Raw genomic sequence first — 21,424 nt, forward strand, 5'->3', positions numbered from 1 at the left:
ATGAGTAGTGATGATTTTGAAACTATTGAATTATATAATCTACAACCATATCAAACTATAAAATCTAGCCGCTTATATCATTTAGAACCAATAGGATTAGAAACGCCTTATATAGAAAGTTTGACCAGTTATATTGCCCGACTTGCTGATGCTCATTGCTTCACTACAAATATGTTGATTATAAGCGAGATTTTACCGCTTATCAAAGAAGGCTATATGTTCGATAGCAAAAATAAATATCAATACTTCAACCAAGTTTATCCAGCTTATGGGGGTATTAGTTCAAGAGCGATTAATGGAATTGGTTCAGTAGCAAAAAACTCTATAAAAGCATTAGAGCATCTTACAAAGCAAAATAATTTACAGTTTTTAACTATGCTCAGTTTTTCTGAAATTATTTCTAAACTAGATTTGCTTCGCCCCTCTAAATCTTGGTGTTCTATCTGTTATGAAGAAAGAAGTTTAGCAAAACAAATAGTTTATGAACCTTTGATTTGGGCATTCAATTTAGTTACTATTTGCCCACATCATTACCAACCTTTAGTAACAAATTGTCCTTATTGCCACAAAACCAATAACTTTTTAGATTCTCACTCGCGACCTGGATACTGTTCAAAGTGTGGAGAATGGTTAGGAAGTGACACTGTAGACAAAGCAGATGACAATCAAATATTACTTGTGTCAGAGGAAGACCTTGATTGGCAACTTTGGGTTATTCAGAATATTGGCGAATTAATAGCAAAAGCTCCTGCTTTACCACATCTTTCCAGAGCTAAAATTACAAAAGCTATTACTTCATATATAAATTTACTTACTGAAGGAAATATTACAAGCTTTGCGAGCTTGTTAGGAGAACCCAAACCAGTCGTCACGGATTGGGCTAAAGGTAAGAGTATTCCTATATTTAATACTCTCTTACGAATTTGTTACAGATTGAAGATATCTGTACTGGATTTTTTGGATATAAAAGACATTGATTGTGATTTCATATCTTTACTAAAACAGCCAGAAAAACAACAAAAACCACAATCAGAGGATTGCCAGCGAACTGTTATTGGGCTGAAACAAATAGAGAAAATATTGGCATCAGCTATACAAGAATACCCTCCGCCATCCTTATTAGATATTAAAAAACGCTTAAAAATTAAAAGTTGTGCAATTTTCTACAAATATTTTCCAGAATTTAGCTATGAAATATCATTACGCAATAAGAATTATCTCCAACAGTTAAAAGAGATCAGACATAAGAAAATTAGAGACAACCTTTTATTAGAGTTGTATAGTGATGAATATCCACCACCATCTCTTAAAGAAGTTGCAAGACGAATTGGGGTAAGCGTAAGTACTTTATACAACTACAACCGAGATTTATGCCATGAAATATCAGCAAAATATACTGATTATTGTCATGAAGTTTATTTGAAAAATGTAGAAGAAATGCGTCAAGAAGTTACAAAGGCTTTCGTTCAAATTCACTATCAAGGAATTAGACCAAATAGCAGTAATATAGGTAAATTATTATCAAAACCAGGAATAATGCGTAATAAAATCGCAATTTCTACTTTTTATGAGTTATTGCATAAATTCGGATATTCAACATAATTATAAAAAGGCAATCTATATCTTTAATACCTCAATTAAATTTGTTTATGTATTATGTTATAACAAAGATGAATGCTAAGAGACAATCAAAGTATTGATGAAGTATATATAACAGATGAACCGAGAATTTTGGAACGTAGTCGCTTATATCATCTCCAACCTGTAGGAATCAGTACCCAGTTGGTAGAAAGTTTGACAGGTTATATAGCTAGACTGGCGAAATCTCATTGTCTACTTTCAGGAGTTTTAGTATCTAATCATATTGCACCTTATCTGAACACTGTATTTGTAAAAAAAGCTGGTAGTAGAGGGTTACACGCTTTATTTGCTCGTGCATCAGCTTTAAATGGCACAGGAACTTTAGCAAGCGATTTTGTAAGCACTCTTGAGAGTTTAACTTTGCGAAAGGATTTAAGTTGTTTAACCTTGCTTAGTTGTGCTGAAGTAATTCCTACAAAAAACTTATTTAATACTCACAAGGCTTGGTGTCCTTACTGCTATGAAGATTGGCGTATGTCTAAGCAAGTAGTCTATGAACCTCTACTCTGGACTATCAAAGCAATAAAAGTCTGTTCCCAACATCAGCAAGCACTCTGTAATAACTGTCCTAATTGTCATCAACAACTACCATTGTTGACATGGCAATCATTTCCTGGGTACTGCTCAAGTTGTGGAACATGGTTAGGTAAAACTCAATCTGCTGATCTTGTTAGTAGCACAAACTTAACTGTAGATGAATTGAGAAAGCAAATTTGGATTGCCGATACAATTGGAGAACTATTGGCTACACTGCCCTTTCTATCATCTCCTGTGCCAAAAACAAATGTCGCAAAATCTTTTCGTATAGCTGTTGATATCGGAACAAAGGGCAATATAGCTGCTTTCTCTAGACTATTAGGAATACCTAAAAATACACTTTGGGGATGGTATAGTGGAAAAACTTTACCGTTATTTGATGAGCTTATTAAGACCTGTCATTTTCTTGGTTTACCAGTGCTTGATTTTTTAACCCAAGAACCGCTAAATTTCCAACCTTTTAATATAAATGGTCAAAAAACTTCGATTGAACAGCGCAAATCAAGACAACCATGCAGATTATTTGACTCTCAACAAGTGAAAGATACTCTGTTAGCTGTGCTGGAAAGTGACGAAGAGCCACCACCAACAATGCAAGAGGTAGCTAACTCTTTGAAATATGATAGAAGAACTATTTTTAGACACTTTCCAGACTTATGCCGAGCAATTGCCGCAAAATCCTGCACTTATAAAAAAGCTTTACATTGTAAAAAAATAGAGCAATCTTGCCAAGAAGTTCAGCAGATTGCTTCTCAACTTTATAATAAAGGCATTTACCCTTCAGAAGCTCGTGTAGCTGAGTTAATAACTATGCCTGGGTATCTCAGGTATAAGCAAGTACGTGCAGTATTGCATGAAGTTCAGTTGAAAGGGGTAACTAAATAAAATATTGACTAGATATGAATTAAGTTTTGATTCTGCTGTATTGCCTACTCCAAATGACAAGCATAAGTTGCCAAGAACCCATAAGTTGACCACCGACCATGACAAGCATAAAGTGACAATTTTGGACAACTAATGGTTGTTGTCGCACAATAAACAACTAGGAAATTGCTTGTGTTTAAAATGGACGTAACTGGATTCGAACCAGTGACCTCTACGATGTCAACGTAGCGCTCTAACCAACTGAGCTATACGTCCTTAACTTCACGATTTACTAATATAGCATATTTTTCTCATACAGCAAAGATTTTTTCTGAAAAATTCCTACTGCTGAAGTCGCTTATTGGCTTGTGATATTAGTATTTGGGCTTCTGCGTAGGCTGTTGTCCCAGATTGCACAGTACTTAGCTGGTTAATAATGCCTTGGATTTGGGCTTGAAACTCCTGTCTATCGGAGGGAGGTGCAGCAATTAACCTTTGTATTTGTTGATTTGCTTGTTTGAGTGACGATTGTGATTCTATCTCAGCTTGCAGTCGAGTTTCTACAATTCCTAAATTAGTTTGATAAGTCGCTAGTAACTTTTGAGCTTCTACATAAGCGGGTTCTTCTACCCCAATGCTTTGCAATTGGTTAATAGCTGTTGACCACAATTTAGCAATTTGCTGCCATTTCATCTCTGTATGTGGTGGATTTTGAGCGGATTTAGCGGCTGCAAGGGCAAATTGTTTTGCACCTTCAATTAATTTCTGACTACGGGGATCAACTATACCCTGAATTTTAGTTTGGTAGCTGGCTAATAACTTTTGGGCTTCTATATAGCGAGGATTTTCTGAAGGAACTTCATTAATGCGCTTAATAGCCTGTTGCCATAATTCTGATGCTGCTTTCGGCTGAGTTGGCTTGGCTTGTTCGGCCGCTAAGTCAAATTCTTGAGCGGCTGTGATAAAGTTACCAATACGTGCATTTTCAAAGTCACGTTTGTAGGCGTTGAGTTTAACTGTGGCTGTTTTTGCGGCTAGTGTTTGTTGGGGAATTTGTTCTAATTGGTCTATTCCTGCTTGCCAAATTGCGATCGCTTTTTCTCTATCTTGAGTATTAGTAGCCTGCTCATATTGCTGCTTGGCGGCTTTTAGGGTTTCTTCGGCTTGCAAGAACGGTACTAAAGCATTTTTATCTTGAAATACTATTATTCCCATTACGTATGATAAAAATTACCATTGCTGAGGATTGGGGACTGGGAGGAAGTTAGACAAGGTAGACAAGGTAGACAAGGTAGAGAGTAACTATTGAATATTCAGGCTCTCCTTTAAAAACTATTGTTAAAATTTATAGGTCTAAAAAAAAATTGATTATCTAAAATGTCAACTGCTTTAATTACCGGTGCATCCAGTGGTATTGGTGAAGCCTTTGCCAAAGAATTAGCGGCGCGTCAAACTAATTTGGTTTTAGTCGCACGTTCACAAGAGAAATTACATCAGCTTGCCCAAGAACTGCAAAAACAATACAACATCCAAGTAAAGGTGATAGTTAAAGACCTCACTGAACCTAATGCAACTGCGGATATATTTGATATCACTAAAAATCAGGGATTAACTATAGATTTGTTAATCAACAATGCTGGTTTTGGAGATTATGGCGACTTTGCAGAAAGGGATGGGGAACGCCAAATCAAAATGATACAATTAAATATTTTGGCTTTAGTAGATTTAACCCATAAATTTTTACCCTTGATGCGAGAACGCCGTTCAGGCAGCATTATTAATGTATCTTCAATTGCGGGATTTCAACCGATACCTTATCTCTCGGTATATGCTGCTAGTAAGGCTTTTGTATTAAGTTTTAGTGAAGCTTTGTGGGCTGAAAATCGTGATTATGGGGTACGTGTCTTAGTTGTTTGTCCTGGCCCGACAGAAAGCAACTTTTTTACTGAAGCTAGTTTTCCTTTAAGCTTTACTGGTAAAACTAGTAAAGTATCTACTCCTGAAGAAGTAGTAAATGATGCGTTAAACGCTTTAGCCAAAGGTGACTCGACTGTAATTAGTGGTGGTGTATTAAGTAAAATAATCACCAATATGCCAAGATTTTTACCAAGAGAAACCTTGGTAAATATTTTAGAAAAACAGTTTAAAGCTTAGTAATGGGGATTGGGCATTGGTTAGATTCCCCATTTCCTTAACCCCATTTTCTACATATATCTTGTTAATTGAACGCGGTAGCGTTCTTTTTTTGTGACAGCAATTTCTCCGACTTCTAAACGTCCTTTACCACGAATAGCGATTAAGTCACCGGATTTAACTTGTGAACTAGCTTGAGTGACTTCTTTCCAATTCACCCGCACATCGCCTGCGTCAATGAAGTCTACCATTTTACTACGAGACATCCCAAAACCAGCAGAAGCGATCGCATCTAATCTTAAGGAAGCTTCTACAGTAGTTAATTCTTTTTTCTTCGGTTCGCGGATTTTTAGCTCACTCAAATCTATCGCCTGAGTTTTTACAGGCACAGAACGCACCTGTTTAAGATTCATTGTCAAAAATTCTGCTAACTCTGGTACGACTATGACTTGTGCGCCGCGTTCTCCTAAAACAATAATGTCTCCAGTTTTGTCTCTGACAATACCTGTACCTAACATCGCCCCTAAAAAGTCCCGATGCGTCGCCGGGTCGAATAAGAAATTACCAGCGATTTCTAAGGCTACCAAGCTGACTTGAGATTGATCTAAGGGTAACTCAGAACGAGCGATCGCTACTCTTTGCCTCTCAGCTTGTGGATATCCACCCCAAGCTAACAATTGTACTTCTGTTAAGCGACTAAACACCCGTTGCATTTCTGCCAATTCTGGCGGTGACAAGAAATCTGTCAACACCACTTCCCAAGTTTTAATCGCTTGCTCCGCTTGGTCAATTACACGAGCAATACTATCTCGATTGTCAACACCCTTTAATAATTCTTCTCGTGGCAACATGATAAATCAATTCAAAATTCAAAATACCCTGCGGGTTCGCGGTAGCGTCTCGTTAGAGAAGCAAGCTACAAAATTGAAGAGTTTTACTCCCCCTGCTCCCTTGCTCCCTGCTCCCTTGTCTCCCTTGTCTCCCCTACTCCCCCTGCCCCCCTGCTCCAAGTCCCCAGTCAACCTGCGTAACCTTGAATATTTTCTGGTTCAAATTGGCGTAATATGCGAGTGGCTTGGCGAGAGAGAGTTTCAGAACCTTGCACTACGACCAAATACTTGCCAGCATCCAAACGGTTACGGTAGGGTAAAGCATCACCACTACCCACAACTAAGCCAACTCCGCCACCCACAAAGACGCTACCCATAGCACCACTAGCAGCACCTAAGAGTCCGCCAATGACGTGATTACCAATTTCACCAGCCCAAGCGAAGGTATCTAAACCAGTAATGAGACTAAAGGTAAAACCGGCAAAAAAGCCAAATGGTACTAACCAATAGGCCATAAGTCGGGCTTGTTTTTTGGCTTGGGCGTTGGGATCAATTAAACCAAACTCATCGGCGGTTTTATAACCTTTACCTAAAATTGTGCTATTTATGCCTTCTTTTTCTAAAGCTAAGTAAGCAGCTTCAGCTTGGATACGGTCTGGTAATACGGCAACAAGGTAATTCATCGATACGATAGTATTTTTTCTATGGAAGTTTTCCCTTAATTACCAGCGTATCAGGAGTTGTTGGGCATTGGGCATTGGGCATTGGGCATTGGGCATTGGGCAATTTAATTTTGGATTTTGGATTTTCAATTTTGGATTGGATTTGAATCTAAAATCCAAAATCTAAAATCTAAAATTCTTCCCCTTGTCTACCTTGTCTACCTTGTCTCCCCCTGCTCCCTGCCCCCTGCCCCCCTGCTTCCCATTCCTTACCTTAAAGTATCCATCGGTTCACAAAAGTTATTAATACCTTGCTTGATGATGTACATCAAAACTGGTGTGGCTAAAATTTTGGGAAATGTGGGTATCGTTTTCAGATGTGCCACCATTTCTTTGATTGAACCGTTATGTAAGTCTTGTCTGAATTGTTGTTCACAAATAACAGCACGCCACCTTTTAGCTAAATCACCCAGCCACTCTGAATTGCCTTGTTCTGGTTGTTGTCCAGCTTTAATTGCTAGAGTCATGGCAGCATCTTCTAAATCTCCTTCACAGTCCTCAATTAATTCCAGGGCTTCCATAGCTTCTTGATCATCTACCAATTGAGAACGAAATATGGCAATTTCTTGGGATGTGACTGTAGTCATGAGTTTTTTAATAGTAGTCAATAGTCCATAGTTTAATAGTCTGTCATTTCTGAGCCAATAATGACTGAGTACTGAGTGGTGAGGCAGTCCGTTGGGCGGCTATGCCGACTTGTTCGCGGAGCGTTCCCGTAGGGTAGGAACTGCCGTGCATGGTTTCCCGGCATAAAGCAACTGCTTGCCCGAAGGGTCATAGGTGGCAACCCTTCGGGATCTTGCTAGGTCGTTGTCCGGCTTATATCCCCACCTAACATTCGTATAGGTGGGGACTTACGCCGATTTTGTTAAAAATTTCCTAACCCATCACTCAAGACTATTGACATTAACTATTGACTATTGGCTGAGGCAGACAAGGCTCTAGAACTGACAGCTCTTTGTAAATCAGCTAAGGCTCGGTTGTATTCCAAAATCGCTGTGATGCGATTACCTTCGGCTCTAGTTAATTCGTTTTCAGCGTTAATCACGTCAGTTTGCGTACCGACACCAGCTTGGAATCGTAAACGTGCTAAACGTAGTGATTCTTTAGCTTGTTCTAGGGCGGTGTTAGCAGTTTGGACGTTGTTGAGGTTAGATTGCTGTCTAAAGAAAGCTTGTTCTACTTGAAAACGAATTTGATTACGCTGTTCGGCAAATCGGGTTTCCGCGATCGCTTTATTTTTCTTGGCCTGTGCTGCTCTAGCTCTAGATGCTCCACCATCAAACAAATTTAAACTCGCTCTGACTCCCAGAGAATAACCGTCAGTCATGCTAACACTGTCGTCAAACTGATCTAACAGGTTGTAGTTAGCAACTAAGCTCACTTGTGGCCCCAAATTAGCCAAAGCTTGCCGTCGCTGTTGTTCGCTAATGTTACGTTGTGCTAGTTGCTGTTGCAGTTCGGAACGATTTTGATAGGCTAAAATGATGCTGTTTTCTAGGGATTGTTGCCAAAGACCTGCTAATCTTACGGGATCTGCGGCACTAATACTCAGGTTTTGGGGCAAACTCAACCGAGTTGCTAGGGTGCGACGGGCAATTTGCTGCTGAGATAGAGCGTTAGTTAGTCCTTGTTGCTCGTTGGCTAAGTTAACTTCTGAGCGCAGAACATCAAACCGTGTTCCTACACCAGCTCTTTCTAATGCTTGGGCATCTCTTAAACTGGCTTGGGAATTTTCTACGGCTGATTGAGCAATCCGTACTCGTTCGTCTGCCTCTTGTAAGTTGTAATATTCTGTCGCCACATTGCGAAGGATTTCTTCTGACTGACTCTCTACTGCTAATTCACTTAAGCGTACTTGTTCTTCTGCTTCTTTGATGCTGGCGTTACGTCTACCAGAGGTGTAGAGATCATAGCTTAGTTGTAATTGACCGTTGAAGGCTGTACCTGGTTCATCGGAATTGGAAACTAACCCCCGGTTTTGATTTAATTCGTCTTGGAGTTGTCCGCTAGCAGATTGGCTACGGGTAATATCAGCATTAACAGAAAGATTAGGAAGCAAAGCGGCTTGAGCTTCTCTTAATGCAGCTTGCGATCGCTCCAATTCTAACAACGCCACTTGTAAATCCCGATTGTTCCGCCGCGCTATTTCTAGAGCCTGCCCTAAAGTAATTGGCTGATTTTCCTGGGTTGTGACTTCCTCTGGTGTTGTCGGAAATTGCAAAGGATTAGCATTAGGAGTCAGATTGTCTGGAATTTGTTGATTATTACTTGTAGGTACAGGGGTTTCTGGAGCGGGTGTTGTTGCTGGTTCGGTAGTAGTATCTGCTACAAAATCAACAGTTTCTGGGGTATTAGTGCTGGGAGAAACTGGCTGACTATTTTGTGCTAGTCGCTTTCCTACCCGATTAGATTGAGGACAATTACTAGCCAAAACCAGTTTTCCTGCATCCAATGTTTGCACAGAACAACTATTTGATACTAGTAATTGGGCTGCACCTGCACCCCTTACAGATGGTTGCAAAGCTATTGGTAACTGAGTTTTGAGATTATTCAGTCCTACTGGTTTGGTAATAGACTGAGTAACAGGTATTACATTTTTTTCTAAATTGGCTTCACCGCGCGCTAAGTTAGTTTGTTTTTCAGTCTTGGCAAAACGATGCTGCTTTAATCTTTGAATCAAATCCCGATTAGGGGACACACTGGCGATTTTAATTTCATCCCTTGGAGATTTTTGCTCCTTAGCAATACCAAGATTTTTTGTCAATATATCTGAGGTAGTCTTACTACTGAAAGACTGTGACTTCAGTTCCGACAAATCAAAATTCTCAATAATCTCTGGTAATGCTGTAAATCTATTTGATGATAGTTGTGTCTGAATATTGTCTGCTACCGAGCTTTGACTATCGTTAGAAGTCAATGTACTAGGAGAAGACGCTAGTTGTACACTACTTACCTTCATTGCCTCAGCCACAGCTGGCTGAGTGGTCAATACAGCTGCTGTCACACTAGGCAAGAAACCATAAAGTAATTGTTGTCCTTTCACCGCATCCCCTCACACAAAAATCAATCTGGCGGCAGAAAACTTTTCTTCACAACAGAATATAGCACGAGCATTAAAGATAGAACTAGGGATATAACACTACGGTATTTTTAGGAATCACTACCCTGTTTATCTTCAAAACGTTTCATGATGCGAGAAAGTTCAGCCTTTTCATCAATGCTAACGCGGGTAGGCGCACCACTCACAATTCTTTCATAGTTACGGAAAGAATCTTTAATTTCAGGGCCATCGGCAGTGATATTGTACTCACGAATACCTTTATCATGCCAAGACCCCCGCATTTTAAATACGTTGATTGCTCGTGACATTTCTCCACGAATTTCGACATATTGTAGCATCAAAATTGTGTCGGTAATTGTGGAAATATGGGAATCTGTAATTGAATGTGATCCCATAAATTGATCTGTGGTGTTAGTAAAGAAACCAGTGATTTCTTCTTGTTTAGCATACCCTGTCACACCAATTACAAATTGTCTAAAAGCATTATTGCTGACTCCCCTAGCTAGAGCCGAAAGTGAATCAATCGCAATACGTGCTGGTTTAAACTCAGCAATTTCTGATTTAATAATTTGTAGGTGATCTTCTAAACCAGTAGATTCGGGATAGGTACAAATAATTTTGAGTAATCCTTGACGTTCTAGTTCCTCAAAATCAATTCCCCAAGAGTAAGCATTACGAGATAGTTGAGCGCGTGATTCTTCATACGCAAATAATATGGCGCGTTCACCATTAACGCAGCCATTCTGTATAAACTTGCTAACTAATAGTGTCTTACCAGTACCTGTTGCACCTGTGGCTAAAATAATTGAATCTTTGAAGAAACCACCTCCGCACATGACATCTAAGGTATGGACACCAGAAGAAACCCGGACGTTAGATGATCTTTGGGTGAGTCGCATCGCACCCAATGGGAAGATGTTTACCCCGTCATTGGTAATGGTGAATGGGTACTCACCTTTCATGTGAGTTGTACCACGCAACTTCAATATTTCAATGGTGCGCCGCCGACGTTCTCCTTCTAAAACGTTGCGAACAATGACTACGTTATCAGAAACAAATTCTTCTACCCCAAAGGAAGCCACCGGGCCGTATTCTTCACTACGTTCTGTGGTAATAACTGTAGTCACATTTAGTTGTTTTAAACGTGCAACTAAACGAAAAATTTCCCGGCGGACTACACCGATGGCTTCATACTGTTGAAATACTGCTGTAATTGAGTCAATAGAAACTCTTTTGGCTTTGTATTTGCGAATGGCGTACTGTAATCGCTCAATTAATGCTGAAAGGTCGAAGTTGCCTACTATATCTTGACCTTCTGGATCTGGGGAAGCGTCAAGAATAAATAATTTACCATCATTAATTAAACGTTGTAAATTCCAACCAAAAATATGAGCATTTTTAATAATATCACTGGGGGATTCTTCAAAAGTAACAAATACTCCTGGATCATCAAAGTAAGTGATACCGTTATATAGAAACTGTAGAGATAATAATGTTTTACCTGTCCCTGATGTGCCACTGACTAGGGTTGTTCTCCCTACTGGTAGTCCACCATGACTGATATCATCAAACCCCTCAATCATTGTCCGAATTTTTTCTACGCCACTACCAGATGTGGGTTTTACTTCTTGTTGTTCGTTCTCGCTCATCGTTTTTGAAAAATGGGTACTAAGCCCAGGATTTTAATTACTAAAATTTTGTAATTTTAATTGTTTTTTTATGTTTTAAACTTCGTCTTGTTCTTCCCAGTCTTCTTCACTCAATTCTTCATAGAGCAAATCTAATCCGATCAATACTCGTTCACGATCTGAAAGATCACCTATGATTTTGCGAACTGGTGGCGGTAAAATCTTAGATAATGTTGGAGTAGCCAAGATTTTATCTTCTTCTGCTAACTGGGGGTTTTTCAGAACATCAATCACTTTTAAAGCATAAATACCTTGAAATTCTTGTTCTAAAATGTTTTTAAGCGTTTTGAGCGCTCTTACAGAATTAGGTGTATTGCCTGCCACATAAAGCTTAAGAACATAGGTTTTTCTGGCTTTATTCATCATAGGGAGAAACAAAACATTAACATGATAATACTCGATAATTTTATTAATCCATAAATTGTCAGTTGTGACTATTTAAAAATCGCACATCTATAGGCTTCACATAAGTGAGCTAGGATGTCTATCAATGTCAAGCGGTAGTCTAGTAATGTTTCATCGCTTCTTCCTTCTAATTGGAGTTGGGTAGAAAATTCATCAATAAGCTCCATATGAATTTCTATAATTTGTGGCACAGGAATATTAGCACAAAATACTACATTGATAAATTTATCAATTTTCTCTTTGATGGCTTTGTCTGTAGTAAAGTAATTTATGAGAATCTGCCGATAGTCTGATTTGAGTTGCTGCAATAATACTTGCCGATCAACTTCTTGAGTCATCTGCTGACAAACCTGTTGTGTTTTTGGCTTTTGGTGTGCAAAGGCATAGGAATATTTACTAGTAAAATTTTTGTTAATTTTAGGGTAAAACCATTCGAGTCCGTAATAAATCTGATAAGTTGTAGTGGCGATGCAACAGAGTAAACATCTCCAAGTCCATATACAACTGCTGAAGGGGAGATTGGTAGCTAGTGGCTGGCCTCGCGGATCTAAATTTTTTTTAACATCTGGTTGAACAATCAATATTGGTAGTAGCATTTACATACTTATATATCTCACGTTAATTCTGACAGCAAAATTACTAGTGAAGTTAATAGTGAAGGTAAAACCATCGGTTTATGCACATAGAAACTGCCAATCAAGCTAAATCACTATCTATATCTAAATGATATAGTGAGGGATTATGAAGATGAGTGCGGTTGTTGTCGAAAACACATTACTTAATTTATGATTTGCATATGTATATCTGTCTAAATAAGGATTTTCTATTTTACTCCTTGATAAGATACTTAAACGAACTTAAAGTATTGTCGCATTTTAAATAATTATAATTCCTCAAGGTTCTAAAGCGAATCTTTGGAGTCATAATTGTTTTAGCTGTCGCTATTGATGAAAAGTTAAGATACCGGTGGGAGACTGGTCAGGCTTTTCAAACAGAGTTGAGAGTGGTCAAGTCACAGACCGCATCTGGTGGACTATTGAAATGAAACACCGATGTTCAATAGCCCAAAAGCTGGACAAGATCGCTGATATGAGTCTTCTGAAAGAATACTGCTTCAGGCGCGATCGCTATTTGCCCCTGTGCTGATGGTGAAGCCAGAGGCGTTTATAAGAAGAATGACCCCCAAAGCCTTATGTCAATGCTACAGTATCCGCTTTATGAATTTCTGGCAACTGGTGAGAGTTGTCGAGAAACGAGTTCTCTAGCAGTGGTGCTGGAGATGTTTGAACACAAGCAGTGCGATCGCTTAATCATAGTTAATCAACAGCACTGTCCCCTTGGGGTAGTAACTTCGGCTCGGCTCACACAGGAGTTTTTACTCAATACAGGAAATGAGGCAGTTGTAAATTTACAACAACCACTTTCTAGTTTGGGTGCAGCCATAATTGACCCAATACAGATATTACCAGCTACTCATTGTCTAGAGCAATTGAGTTTATTATGGCAGGATCAAAAAACCCAGCATCAACATCACCTAGAGTGGGTATTAGTTGATGGTGATGGCAAATTTTTAGGACTATTGAATAGTGTGCGTCTATTAACGTTGTTAGCTAAAGAACAACTACCAACCCCACACCCGACTGTTAAACCGTCAGCCACCATACATCAAGACACATCCTTGATTAGTGATGGGAGAATGAGGCGCGTACCTAAACTGAAACACCGCCCACTTCAAGGATATAAACCACTTGTACAATTATTAGAAAGACTACCTTGGCCTTTGATGTTGCAAACCAGCACAGGTCAAGTCTTAACCAGAAATCTCGCCTGGTGGAAACAATTAGGAACATTAAAAGATCCCGAAGGGATCAGACAACAAGTAGAAGCAATTTTAGCCGCCACGCGCATCAAACAACCAAAATACACTCACCCAAAAACAGTGAAAGTTTATGCTCGTGGTTATGAAAATGAGCTAGATGATCATCACTGTTTACCGCTCACAGAATTACCAAATTTCAGATCATATAACCCCGAATCACCCCAACAAGATAGGGACACCCCTAGAGGCCGCTGCTTTCTGGATGGGCAAATGGGTAGTTGTACCTGTGTTGTGGAAGTGCAGAGTGGACAAGAGCGAGTTTGGCAGTTTACAAAAATTCCCTTAGATCATCCAGATTTAACACTCCACATAGCTCCATCAGAAGCCAGACTACACAAAGATAACTTGTGGTTAGTTTCAGCCACAGACGTAACTGAACAACAGCAACTTTGTAAAGAACTAGCAGCAAAAAACGCTGATCTAATTCAACTCAATCGCTTAAAAGATGAGTTTTTAGCTTGTATTAGCCATGAACTCAAAACCCCACTGACGGCTGTCTTGGGGTTATCGCGGTTATTAGTAGATCAACAATTAGGTGAACTCAATGAGCGTCAAGCGCGGTATGCAGGGTTAATTCATCAAAGTGGCCGCCATTTGATGAGTGTGGTTAACGACATTTTAGACTTAACCCGCATGGAAACAGGTCAGATGGAACTGACCCTAGCACCTGTAAATATACAATCTATTTGCGATCGCGCCCTCTCCGAAGCCAAAGCCATTCACAACCAAACCAACAAAACCACATCCACTAGTCAAAAAGCTAGCCCTCGGTCATCACAAGTCAAATTTACAATGTCCATTGAACCAGAGCTAGACCAGATCATCGCCGATGAATTACGCTTGCGCCAGATGTTGGTACATCTATTATCTAACGCCTTTAAGTTCACAGAAATATCCGGCGAAATCGGCTTAAAAGTCAATCGTTGGGAAGGGTGGATTGCTTTTACTGTCTGGGATACAGGTATCGGTATTCCCGAACATCAGCAACATCTAATTTTCCAAAAATTCCAACAACTAGAAAATCCCCTCACCCGTCAATTTGAAGGCACAGGTTTAGGACTAGTCTTAACTAGGGCTTTGGCGCGTCTCCACGGAGGTGATGTCAGTTTCTTATCCCAGGAAGGTAAAGGTAGTCAATTTACCTTACTATTACCACCCAGTCCACCCACCACAGGTTTTGGTGAATCAGAAATTGCCACACCCACAGTTAATGAACTCGAAACAGCCGCAACACTCCAGTGCATCAGCAACACTGAGCAAAATCCCCTCATCTCCTCCCAAAGATTAGTTTTGGTAGTTGAGGCCGTAGCTCGTTATATTCAAGATTTAACAGATCAACTCAAAGCTAACGGGTATCGGGTAGTGATTGCCCGTTCTGGTACAGAAGCGGTAGAAAAAGCCCGTCGCTTACAACCACAAGCGATATTTTTAAATCCCTTGTTACCCTTGTTATCTGGTTGGGACGTGCTGACATTACTGAAATCTGATCCCAGCGTGGGACATATTCCCGTAATTGTCACAGCCACAGGGGCAGAAAAAGAACAGGCATTTGCTAACCGAGCCGATGGATTTTTAAACTTACCCGTCCAAGTGCAAGCCTTGACACCATTGTTAGAAAAATTATGTGCCAAACCCACAGATCAATCCCCTAGTTTAAATCATCCTCCAGAGATTGAGCCAAATCACCCCTTAAGGATTCTCAGATTAGTCAGTCCTGAATCAGAATCAATCAATCCCCACCCTTCATTACAAGAACATCGAGTCATTGAAGTAGATGATTTAGATCAAGGCGAACTCTTAGCCAGGGTTTGGCAATTTGATGTGATTTTGCTGGATGTAGAGCCTTCCCTAGCAAAAACTTACTTACAACAATTAACTCAACATCCCCGCTTGGCTGCCTTACCCTTAGTGACTTGTGATGTTGCCACCACCTTGACAGCATCCCAAATACCGGGTTTATCCGTATTTCCTTGTTTAACCCCTTTAAATGAAGACAATAACAGTAGTGATCACAAACATCCCTTATTGTCAGTACTGCAAATCGCCTCTAGTGTCACCTATCCGCCTAACATCTTAGTAGTGGATGTCACAATGTTACAGGACTTGCCACAAACCAGACGTAAACCAGTCAAGAGTTATGGCAAAGCCAAAAATTACCCTGTGAATCAAGAGACTGCTGAACGGGGAACAGAATGGTTTCAAGCTTTAATTCAGTATTTGCAAACCGCAGGCTTAAAGGCGACAATAGCACGCTGTTGGGCAGAAATTTTACAACAAATACGTCACCAGAGCATAGACTTGCTACTAATTTGTTTAAGTGTTGCAACCATTCATCCAGAAGTATTAAAAGCACTGAAAACTTTGCAAGATTTACCGTTAAATCTGCCCCCAATTTTAGTGATAGACCAAAGATTACATTCTATGCCGGGTAATTCTGACACTGACATTGCTCACAATCAACATGGACAGAAAACAAAAAATCAGAGGGAATCAATCGAAACAGTTTTAAGTGCGATCGCTACCCAAATTCTCCCCCGTTCTATCTCAATGGAGGAGCTATTGACCCAAATTAATCAAACTTTAAGTATCAAGATGATGGGGGGATGATGGGTGTGTAGGAGGCAGGGAGCAGGGAGCAGGGGTGTAGGGGAAGGTAGACAAGGGAGCAGGGGAGCAGGGTGCAGGGGAAGATAGACAAGGAGGACAAGGTAGACAAGGTAGACAAGGTAGAAATATTTACCCCAATGCCCAATGCCCCATGCCCCATGCCCAATTCCCATTAACTAAGATATATCTAATTTTGGCGACTTCATTTTCTTAAAGTTAATCCGAGTTAATTGATAAGCACCTTTGATAGCTAAATTCTGATAAATATCTGGCTGCAAATCCATTTTAAAAAAGTTTCTTTTTTCAGTTAAAAGTAGTAATGAAGCTGGGTGTTCTGGCTGATTAGCTACAGTTTTGATATACTCAATCCCCTCTTTTGTCAATTTGATAAATCTGATCTGTTTGTGACTGTAAAAAACTACACTCGGTTTTTTAAAGCCAACCATGATGATTTCTTCTTGTGGTTGCTGAAACTGCACGACAGATGCAGATAAATCTCTTAAAGGTAGTTGACGTTCCTGATCTACTAAGAGCAAACTAGGCATTAACATGAAGATAAAAAATGCCACGAATCCTAATAAATTTAACCCAATGATTGTGTACCATTGCCGACTTAATATTGATCCGGCAATGATGACTGCAAACACTAGCCAAATCCAACCAGCTATGGCTGGGAAACCGGATTCTTGAAGTATTTGGTTGAAGTTAGGAGCAGCAGGATCTTTACCTAAAAAGTGGAATATGTGAAAGAATCCTACTGATAATACAGATAGAAATACGACATTGATCCAACTACTTACCTGCATCCAAGAAATCGGGTAAGTGATTTCATTGGTGCTGGGGTTTGGCTCTGGCTGTGGGAAAAAATCACTCCATAATAAAGCTACTAAAATAGCGGCGGCTGGCATTAATGGCAATACATAGCTAGGCAGTTTAGTGACAGCAATGGTAAAAAAGCTAAAAATAGTCACAAACCAGATGAATGCAAACAAACCTAATTGTTGAGAGCGTTCTTGATTGCGCCAGTGCGATCGCTGCCAAAATTTCAGCCTGATCATTGCCAAAGGTAAGTAAACTGAATATGGCGCAAACAATAGCAGCACAATCAAAAAGTAAAAGTACCAAGGTGCTGAGTGACCATTAACTACTTCCGTAAATCGTTCTATGTTGTGATAACCAAAAAAGGAGTTAATGTAATTCCACCCATTGCGCCAAGTCACGAGTAAATACCAAGGGACAGACAAACAAAAAATAATTACCAGTCCCAAAACCAGACGCATTTCTTTGACTACTGCCCAAAATTGTCCCACATACAGCAAAAAAGCCCCTATAATCAGCCCTGGTAAAACAATTCCCACTGGCCCTTTCGTCAAAATGCCGCCAGCAATCAACACATAAAAAGCTAAATACCATTTGTTGGGCATGGGGAATTGGGCATTGGGGTAAATATTTCTCCCTTGTCCCCCTTGTCTACCTTGTCTATCTTCCCCTGCACCCTGCACCCCTGCACCCTGCACCCCTGCACCCTGCACCCCTGCACCCTGCACCCCTGCTCCCCTGCTCCCCGACTCTGCATATCCTCGGAAAAAGCACAACAAGGCTGAGGCTATACACCCTGTCAACACCATATCTGAGACACCTGTTCTACCCCAGATGATCATTTCTGGGTTGAGTGCGGTGACTGCGGCACCAATGGCTGCGGTGAAGTAGCGACGAGTTAAAGAAGAAACTTGTTGAGCCAAGCTCCATTGGACAGTGTAAAACACCAAGGCGATAACTACCATTGCCGCTAGTGCTGAGGGGAGACGTACTGCCCATTCATTTACTCCAATCACAGCATAGGCGATCGCCTGCAACCAGTAAATTAAAGCAGGCTTATCAAACCGAGTTTCACCATTGAAATAAGGAGTAATCCAATCCCCTGTCACTAACATTTGCCGGGAAGCTTCCGCAAATAATGGCTCAGTTTCATCAATCAAGCCAACACGCCCTAAATTCCATCCATAACCTATCCAGCCAATTACAACTAACCACACAATTACCACAGTCACAGCAAGGGCTGGACGCTTTACAAGATTCTTTAACCACTGCTCAACAGCGTGGGGAAAGCTCAATTTTAACCTCATCAGTAGTTAGTCAATAGTCAATGGTTAATAGACAGTTATTTAGTCGTTGAGTGACTAGGTTTTGTTCTTGAGAATTTTGGTTTTCAGCCAAACTCAGCACTCAGGCAACAGTCAAAAATAAATTACGTCTAATGTCAATTCAAATCTTGCGAATATCTAGATATTTGTAGGGGCGGGTTAACAAACATCATTCATGATTAACTTTTGATCTCGGTGAACCCGCCTCTACCAAGTTTGATACACCCCACCCATAGGCTATTGATTGGATAGGCGATTTTCCTAATTCACATCAGGCGTAAATTATACCTAATTACTCAATAGCAATACCCATTCTTGCTTTTCGGCATCCCAGGTTGGTAGGGAACTTTCACCTACCACATATGGCCCCCAGTAGCGACGAGAACCATCTTGAGCAAAAGCTACCAAAATATCACCTGTTTCAATTTTGAGATTGCCTTGGGGGAGGGACAGAATCAAACCTTTTTCGCTGCCTTCTTGGGGATCAAAATCCCAATGAGCCGGAATCTGAGCTTTTTCTTTGACTGCACCTTTTTTTACTGACTGTCTAGCTAATAGAGCCAAGCGCACAGGCTGATCTGTTTGATTACTCATCCGTAATGAGCCTAAATACTTAGTATTGCTTTTTAACGTTTGGCGTGATGTCAAGATGGAGGTTGATTTGTCAGTGTTTTGTTGTGATTTGTTACTGTCAACGGTTACTGGATGAGAAATAGTCGTAGAATTGCTGTCTGTCGATGCTACAGGTGATGCTAAATCTTGATTTTCTGGGATGACATCACTAGATGATGATGATGTCTCTGGATTTGTAGTTTCAAAAGACACACTCATGTCTAGACATCCTACCAGTAAGGCCAGCAATGCCAAACAGCCAGCGATAACCGCAGCGTTACGATACCCGGAAGACTTCATATTGATATGAATTTACAAATAATGATTTGTTTAGGCTTGACCAAATACTAGCCTATTATCACTAGTTAGGTTCAAGGAAAGTTTTCTACTTCCTTACCAAAGGTAAGGTGTAGGGTGTGGGGTGTGGGGTGTGGGGGTATTGGGTTAAATCACTAGATAACGCCGTGTGCAACTTTCTCTCAAACCTAACCCCCAACCCCTTGCCTACATAGCTTGCTTCTCCGAAGGAGTGGGAAGGGGAGCAAGATTTAAAGTAGAGACGTTGCATGCAACGTCTCTACAGTTGTAGGGGAGATGTACTCTACGAGAAGAGCTTCGCTCTATGGAGAGGGGTTTCCAGAATAAGTCGCACATCGCGTTAGATATAGCAAAAACATATTATTCACATTTTTTAATATTTTACAGCCTGTCTTTCGATCATGATCTGCGATTCCCAGATAATATTGACTGTAGAAAAATCGAAACAAAATGATAGATGCACAGGAGACTTAAATTTGTCAACATTCACTGTTCCCTGTTAATTGCTAACCGCTAAAGACTCAATTGAATGCAAAATACACGTCTAAACAACTTGTTTGATACCATTGCTAGGCGTTTGGGGCAATGGTTTGCTAATCCTTGGCGGCGATTATCACTGCTGATGATCAGTTTTTTATTTGGTTTTTTTCTGGGGACGGCAATTTCCACCATAGCAGGACAACGTGGTGTAATAGACATTTGGATAGCTGGGTTATTAGTTGTACTCACAGAGGTCACAAGTAGAATATTCTATAGTCAGAGCTTTTTTGCTCGGCGAGCGTTGTGGGTAGAAGTGCTGAATTTGTTGAAAGTAGGTTTTACTTATAGCTTGTTTATTGAAGCCTTTAAACTGGGTTCTTGATGAATGATTGGTTAGCAGCAATGGGAACGGCAAGTGGGCAACAAGCAGCACAAGCCGCAGCTTTAGAAGATATCAGAGCAGAAGCTTTTGGGATTACATCGGAGAATGTAGGGCAAGTGATCCAAGAGCGATCGCAGCTTTTACAATCAGTACTACCAGCTTTTAGCCAATTTTGCGAAAGTCGCCTACATATTGCACCAGAGGAAATGTTACCTGTGTTGTGGAAATGGTGGCTACCTCTAGCCATGAAAATAGCATCCCAACACCAAAAATTACAACGTCCTTTTATCCAAGGCATCTTAGGCAGTCAAGGAACAGGTAAAACCACAATGTGTCAAGTTTTGGGGTTAATTCTCCAGGAGTTGGGATATTGTAGTGTAAGTTTATCGTTAGATGATTTGTATAAAACTTATCATGAACGTCTGGCATTAACCCAAAAAGATCCCCGGTTAATTTGGCGTGGCCCCCCAGGCACTCACGATGTAGACTTAGGAATAAATGTTTTAGAGCAAATCAGACAATCTCAAACCCCTGTGATGATTCCTCGCTTTGATAAATCAGCTTATCATGGGGCAGGCGATCGCACTTATCCAGAAATTGTAGAGAAAGTTGATATCCTGTTATTTGAAGGTTGGTTTGTCGGTGTACGCCCTATAGATTCAGTGGTATTTGATCATGCACCACCACCAATTATCACTGATGCAGATAAAGCATTTGCCCGTGAAATGAATACTCGTTTGAGGGAATATTTGCCATTATGGGAGAAATTAGATAGCTTAATTGTCTTATATCCCCAAGATTATCGTTATTCTGTAGAGTGGCGCAAACAAGCAGAACGGCAAATGATAGCGGCTGGGAAATCAGGAATGACAGATGCAGAAATTGAAAGATTTGTCAATTACTTTTGGCGATCGCTGCATCCTGAATTATTTATTAAACCATTAGTTGCATCAGGCTCATGGGTTGATTTAGTCATTGCCATTGATCAAGATCATAGGTGGATTGATATAGCGGTTGACTATTGACGAAGAAAGGCAGAGGGCAGAAGGAAAGAAAAATACTTGTTGGGTTCAAGCCCCACCTATGAGTGGGTGGCTGTCTTTAATTTTGAATTTTGA

General features: G+C 40.3%; 17 protein-coding genes and 1 tRNA gene. 6 read left to right on the forward strand and 12 right to left on the reverse strand.

Annotated features, from left to right (window positions below):
- A complete protein-coding gene (locus tag ACPZ3T_RS05600) occupies positions 1-1,602 on the forward strand; it encodes a TniQ family protein (protein ID WP_490274192.1) in 1,602 nt (533 codons plus the stop codon).
- Between the two features lie 180 nt (positions 1,603-1,782).
- Entirely contained in the window at positions 1,783-3,063 is a 1,281-nt protein-coding gene (locus tag ACPZ3T_RS05605; protein WP_490274194.1) for a TniQ family protein, read from the forward strand.
- A gap of 181 nt (positions 3,064-3,244) precedes the next feature.
- Here the strand turns inward: ACPZ3T_RS05605 and ACPZ3T_RS05610 are convergent.
- Positions 3,245-3,318 (reverse strand) — tRNA-Val (locus tag ACPZ3T_RS05610).
- A gap of 66 nt (positions 3,319-3,384) precedes the next feature.
- A complete protein-coding gene (locus tag ACPZ3T_RS05615) occupies positions 3,385-4,257 on the reverse strand; it encodes a hypothetical protein (RefSeq protein WP_490274196.1) in 873 nt (290 codons plus the stop codon).
- 162 nt (positions 4,258-4,419) lie between these two features.
- Here ACPZ3T_RS05615 and ACPZ3T_RS05620 point away from each other — a divergent pair, with 162 nt between their 5' ends.
- Positions 4,420-5,196, forward strand: coding sequence for an SDR family NAD(P)-dependent oxidoreductase (locus ACPZ3T_RS05620; protein ID WP_490274198.1), 777 nt, complete (start codon positions 4,420-4,422; stop codon positions 5,194-5,196).
- Positions 5,197-5,246: 50 nt separating this feature from the next.
- Here the strand turns inward: ACPZ3T_RS05620 and ACPZ3T_RS05625 are convergent, their stop codons facing one another.
- From ACPZ3T_RS05625 to ACPZ3T_RS05660, 8 genes are all read right to left on the reverse strand, one after another.
- Positions 5,247-6,026, reverse strand: coding sequence for a photosystem II electron transport protein, Sll1252 family (locus ACPZ3T_RS05625; RefSeq protein ID WP_490274200.1), 780 nt, complete (start codon positions 6,024-6,026; stop codon positions 5,247-5,249).
- 18 nt (positions 6,027-6,044) lie between these two features.
- The gene (locus tag ACPZ3T_RS05630; RefSeq protein ID WP_490274202.1) at positions 6,045-6,197 is read right to left on the reverse strand and encodes a hypothetical protein; all 153 of its coding nucleotides are present in this window, start codon (positions 6,195-6,197) and stop codon (positions 6,045-6,047) included.
- On the reverse strand, positions 6,194-6,688 hold the full coding sequence (locus tag ACPZ3T_RS05635) for a hypothetical protein (RefSeq protein ID WP_490274204.1): 495 nt from the start codon (positions 6,686-6,688) through the stop codon (positions 6,194-6,196). Before ACPZ3T_RS05635 ends, ACPZ3T_RS05630 begins: the two co-directional genes overlap by 4 nt.
- 248 nt (positions 6,689-6,936) lie before the next feature.
- Positions 6,937-7,314, reverse strand: coding sequence for a hypothetical protein (locus tag ACPZ3T_RS05640; protein WP_490274206.1), 378 nt, complete (start codon positions 7,312-7,314; stop codon positions 6,937-6,939).
- Positions 7,315-7,637: 323 nt separating this feature from the next.
- Positions 7,638-9,773, reverse strand: coding sequence for a TolC family protein (locus ACPZ3T_RS05645; RefSeq protein WP_490274208.1), 2,136 nt, complete (start codon positions 9,771-9,773; stop codon positions 7,638-7,640).
- 107 nt (positions 9,774-9,880) lie between these two features.
- Entirely contained in the window at positions 9,881-11,440 is a 1,560-nt protein-coding gene (gene kaiC, locus ACPZ3T_RS05650) for a circadian clock protein KaiC (protein ID WP_490274210.1), read from the reverse strand.
- Between the two features lie 75 nt (positions 11,441-11,515).
- A complete protein-coding gene (gene kaiB / locus ACPZ3T_RS05655) occupies positions 11,516-11,842 on the reverse strand; it encodes a circadian clock protein KaiB (RefSeq protein ID WP_490277128.1) in 327 nt (108 codons plus the stop codon).
- Positions 11,843-11,913: 71 nt separating this feature from the next.
- Entirely contained in the window at positions 11,914-12,480 is a 567-nt protein-coding gene (locus tag ACPZ3T_RS05660) for a KaiA family protein (protein ID WP_490274212.1), read from the reverse strand.
- Positions 12,481-13,076: 596 nt separating this feature from the next.
- On the opposite strand from ACPZ3T_RS05660, the gene ACPZ3T_RS05665 reads away from it, so the two are divergent.
- Positions 13,077-16,370 (forward strand): ATP-binding protein, encoded by a 3,294-nt coding sequence (locus ACPZ3T_RS05665; RefSeq protein ID WP_490274214.1) that lies wholly within the window; start codon positions 13,077-13,079, stop codon positions 16,368-16,370.
- 176 nt (positions 16,371-16,546) lie between these two features.
- Here the strand turns inward: ACPZ3T_RS05665 and ACPZ3T_RS05670 are convergent, their stop codons facing one another.
- Both ACPZ3T_RS05670 and ACPZ3T_RS05675 read right to left on the reverse strand, forming a co-directional pair.
- On the reverse strand, positions 16,547-18,496 hold the full coding sequence (locus tag ACPZ3T_RS05670; protein WP_490274216.1) for an ArnT family glycosyltransferase: 1,950 nt from the start codon (positions 18,494-18,496) through the stop codon (positions 16,547-16,549).
- A 306-nt stretch (positions 18,497-18,802) separates the two neighbouring features.
- Positions 18,803-19,426 carry a hypothetical protein gene (locus ACPZ3T_RS05675; RefSeq protein WP_490274218.1) on the reverse strand — a complete coding sequence of 208 codons (624 nt, stop codon included), beginning with the start codon at positions 19,424-19,426 and terminating at the stop codon, positions 18,803-18,805.
- Between the two features lie 547 nt (positions 19,427-19,973).
- On the opposite strand from ACPZ3T_RS05675, the gene ACPZ3T_RS05680 reads away from it, so the two are divergent.
- Together ACPZ3T_RS05680 and ACPZ3T_RS05685 are read left to right on the forward strand one after the other, a co-directional pair.
- A complete protein-coding gene (locus ACPZ3T_RS05680; RefSeq protein ID WP_490274220.1) occupies positions 19,974-20,306 on the forward strand; it encodes a DUF565 domain-containing protein in 333 nt (110 codons plus the stop codon).
- Complete coding sequence (locus ACPZ3T_RS05685) at positions 20,306-21,331, forward strand: glycerate kinase (protein WP_490274222.1); 1,026 nt, start codon at positions 20,306-20,308, stop codon at positions 21,329-21,331. Before ACPZ3T_RS05680 ends, ACPZ3T_RS05685 begins: the two co-directional genes overlap by 1 nt.
- Positions 21,332-21,424: the final 93 nt, after the last annotated feature.

It is taken from the genome of Aliinostoc maniaoense (assembly GCF_058172895.1).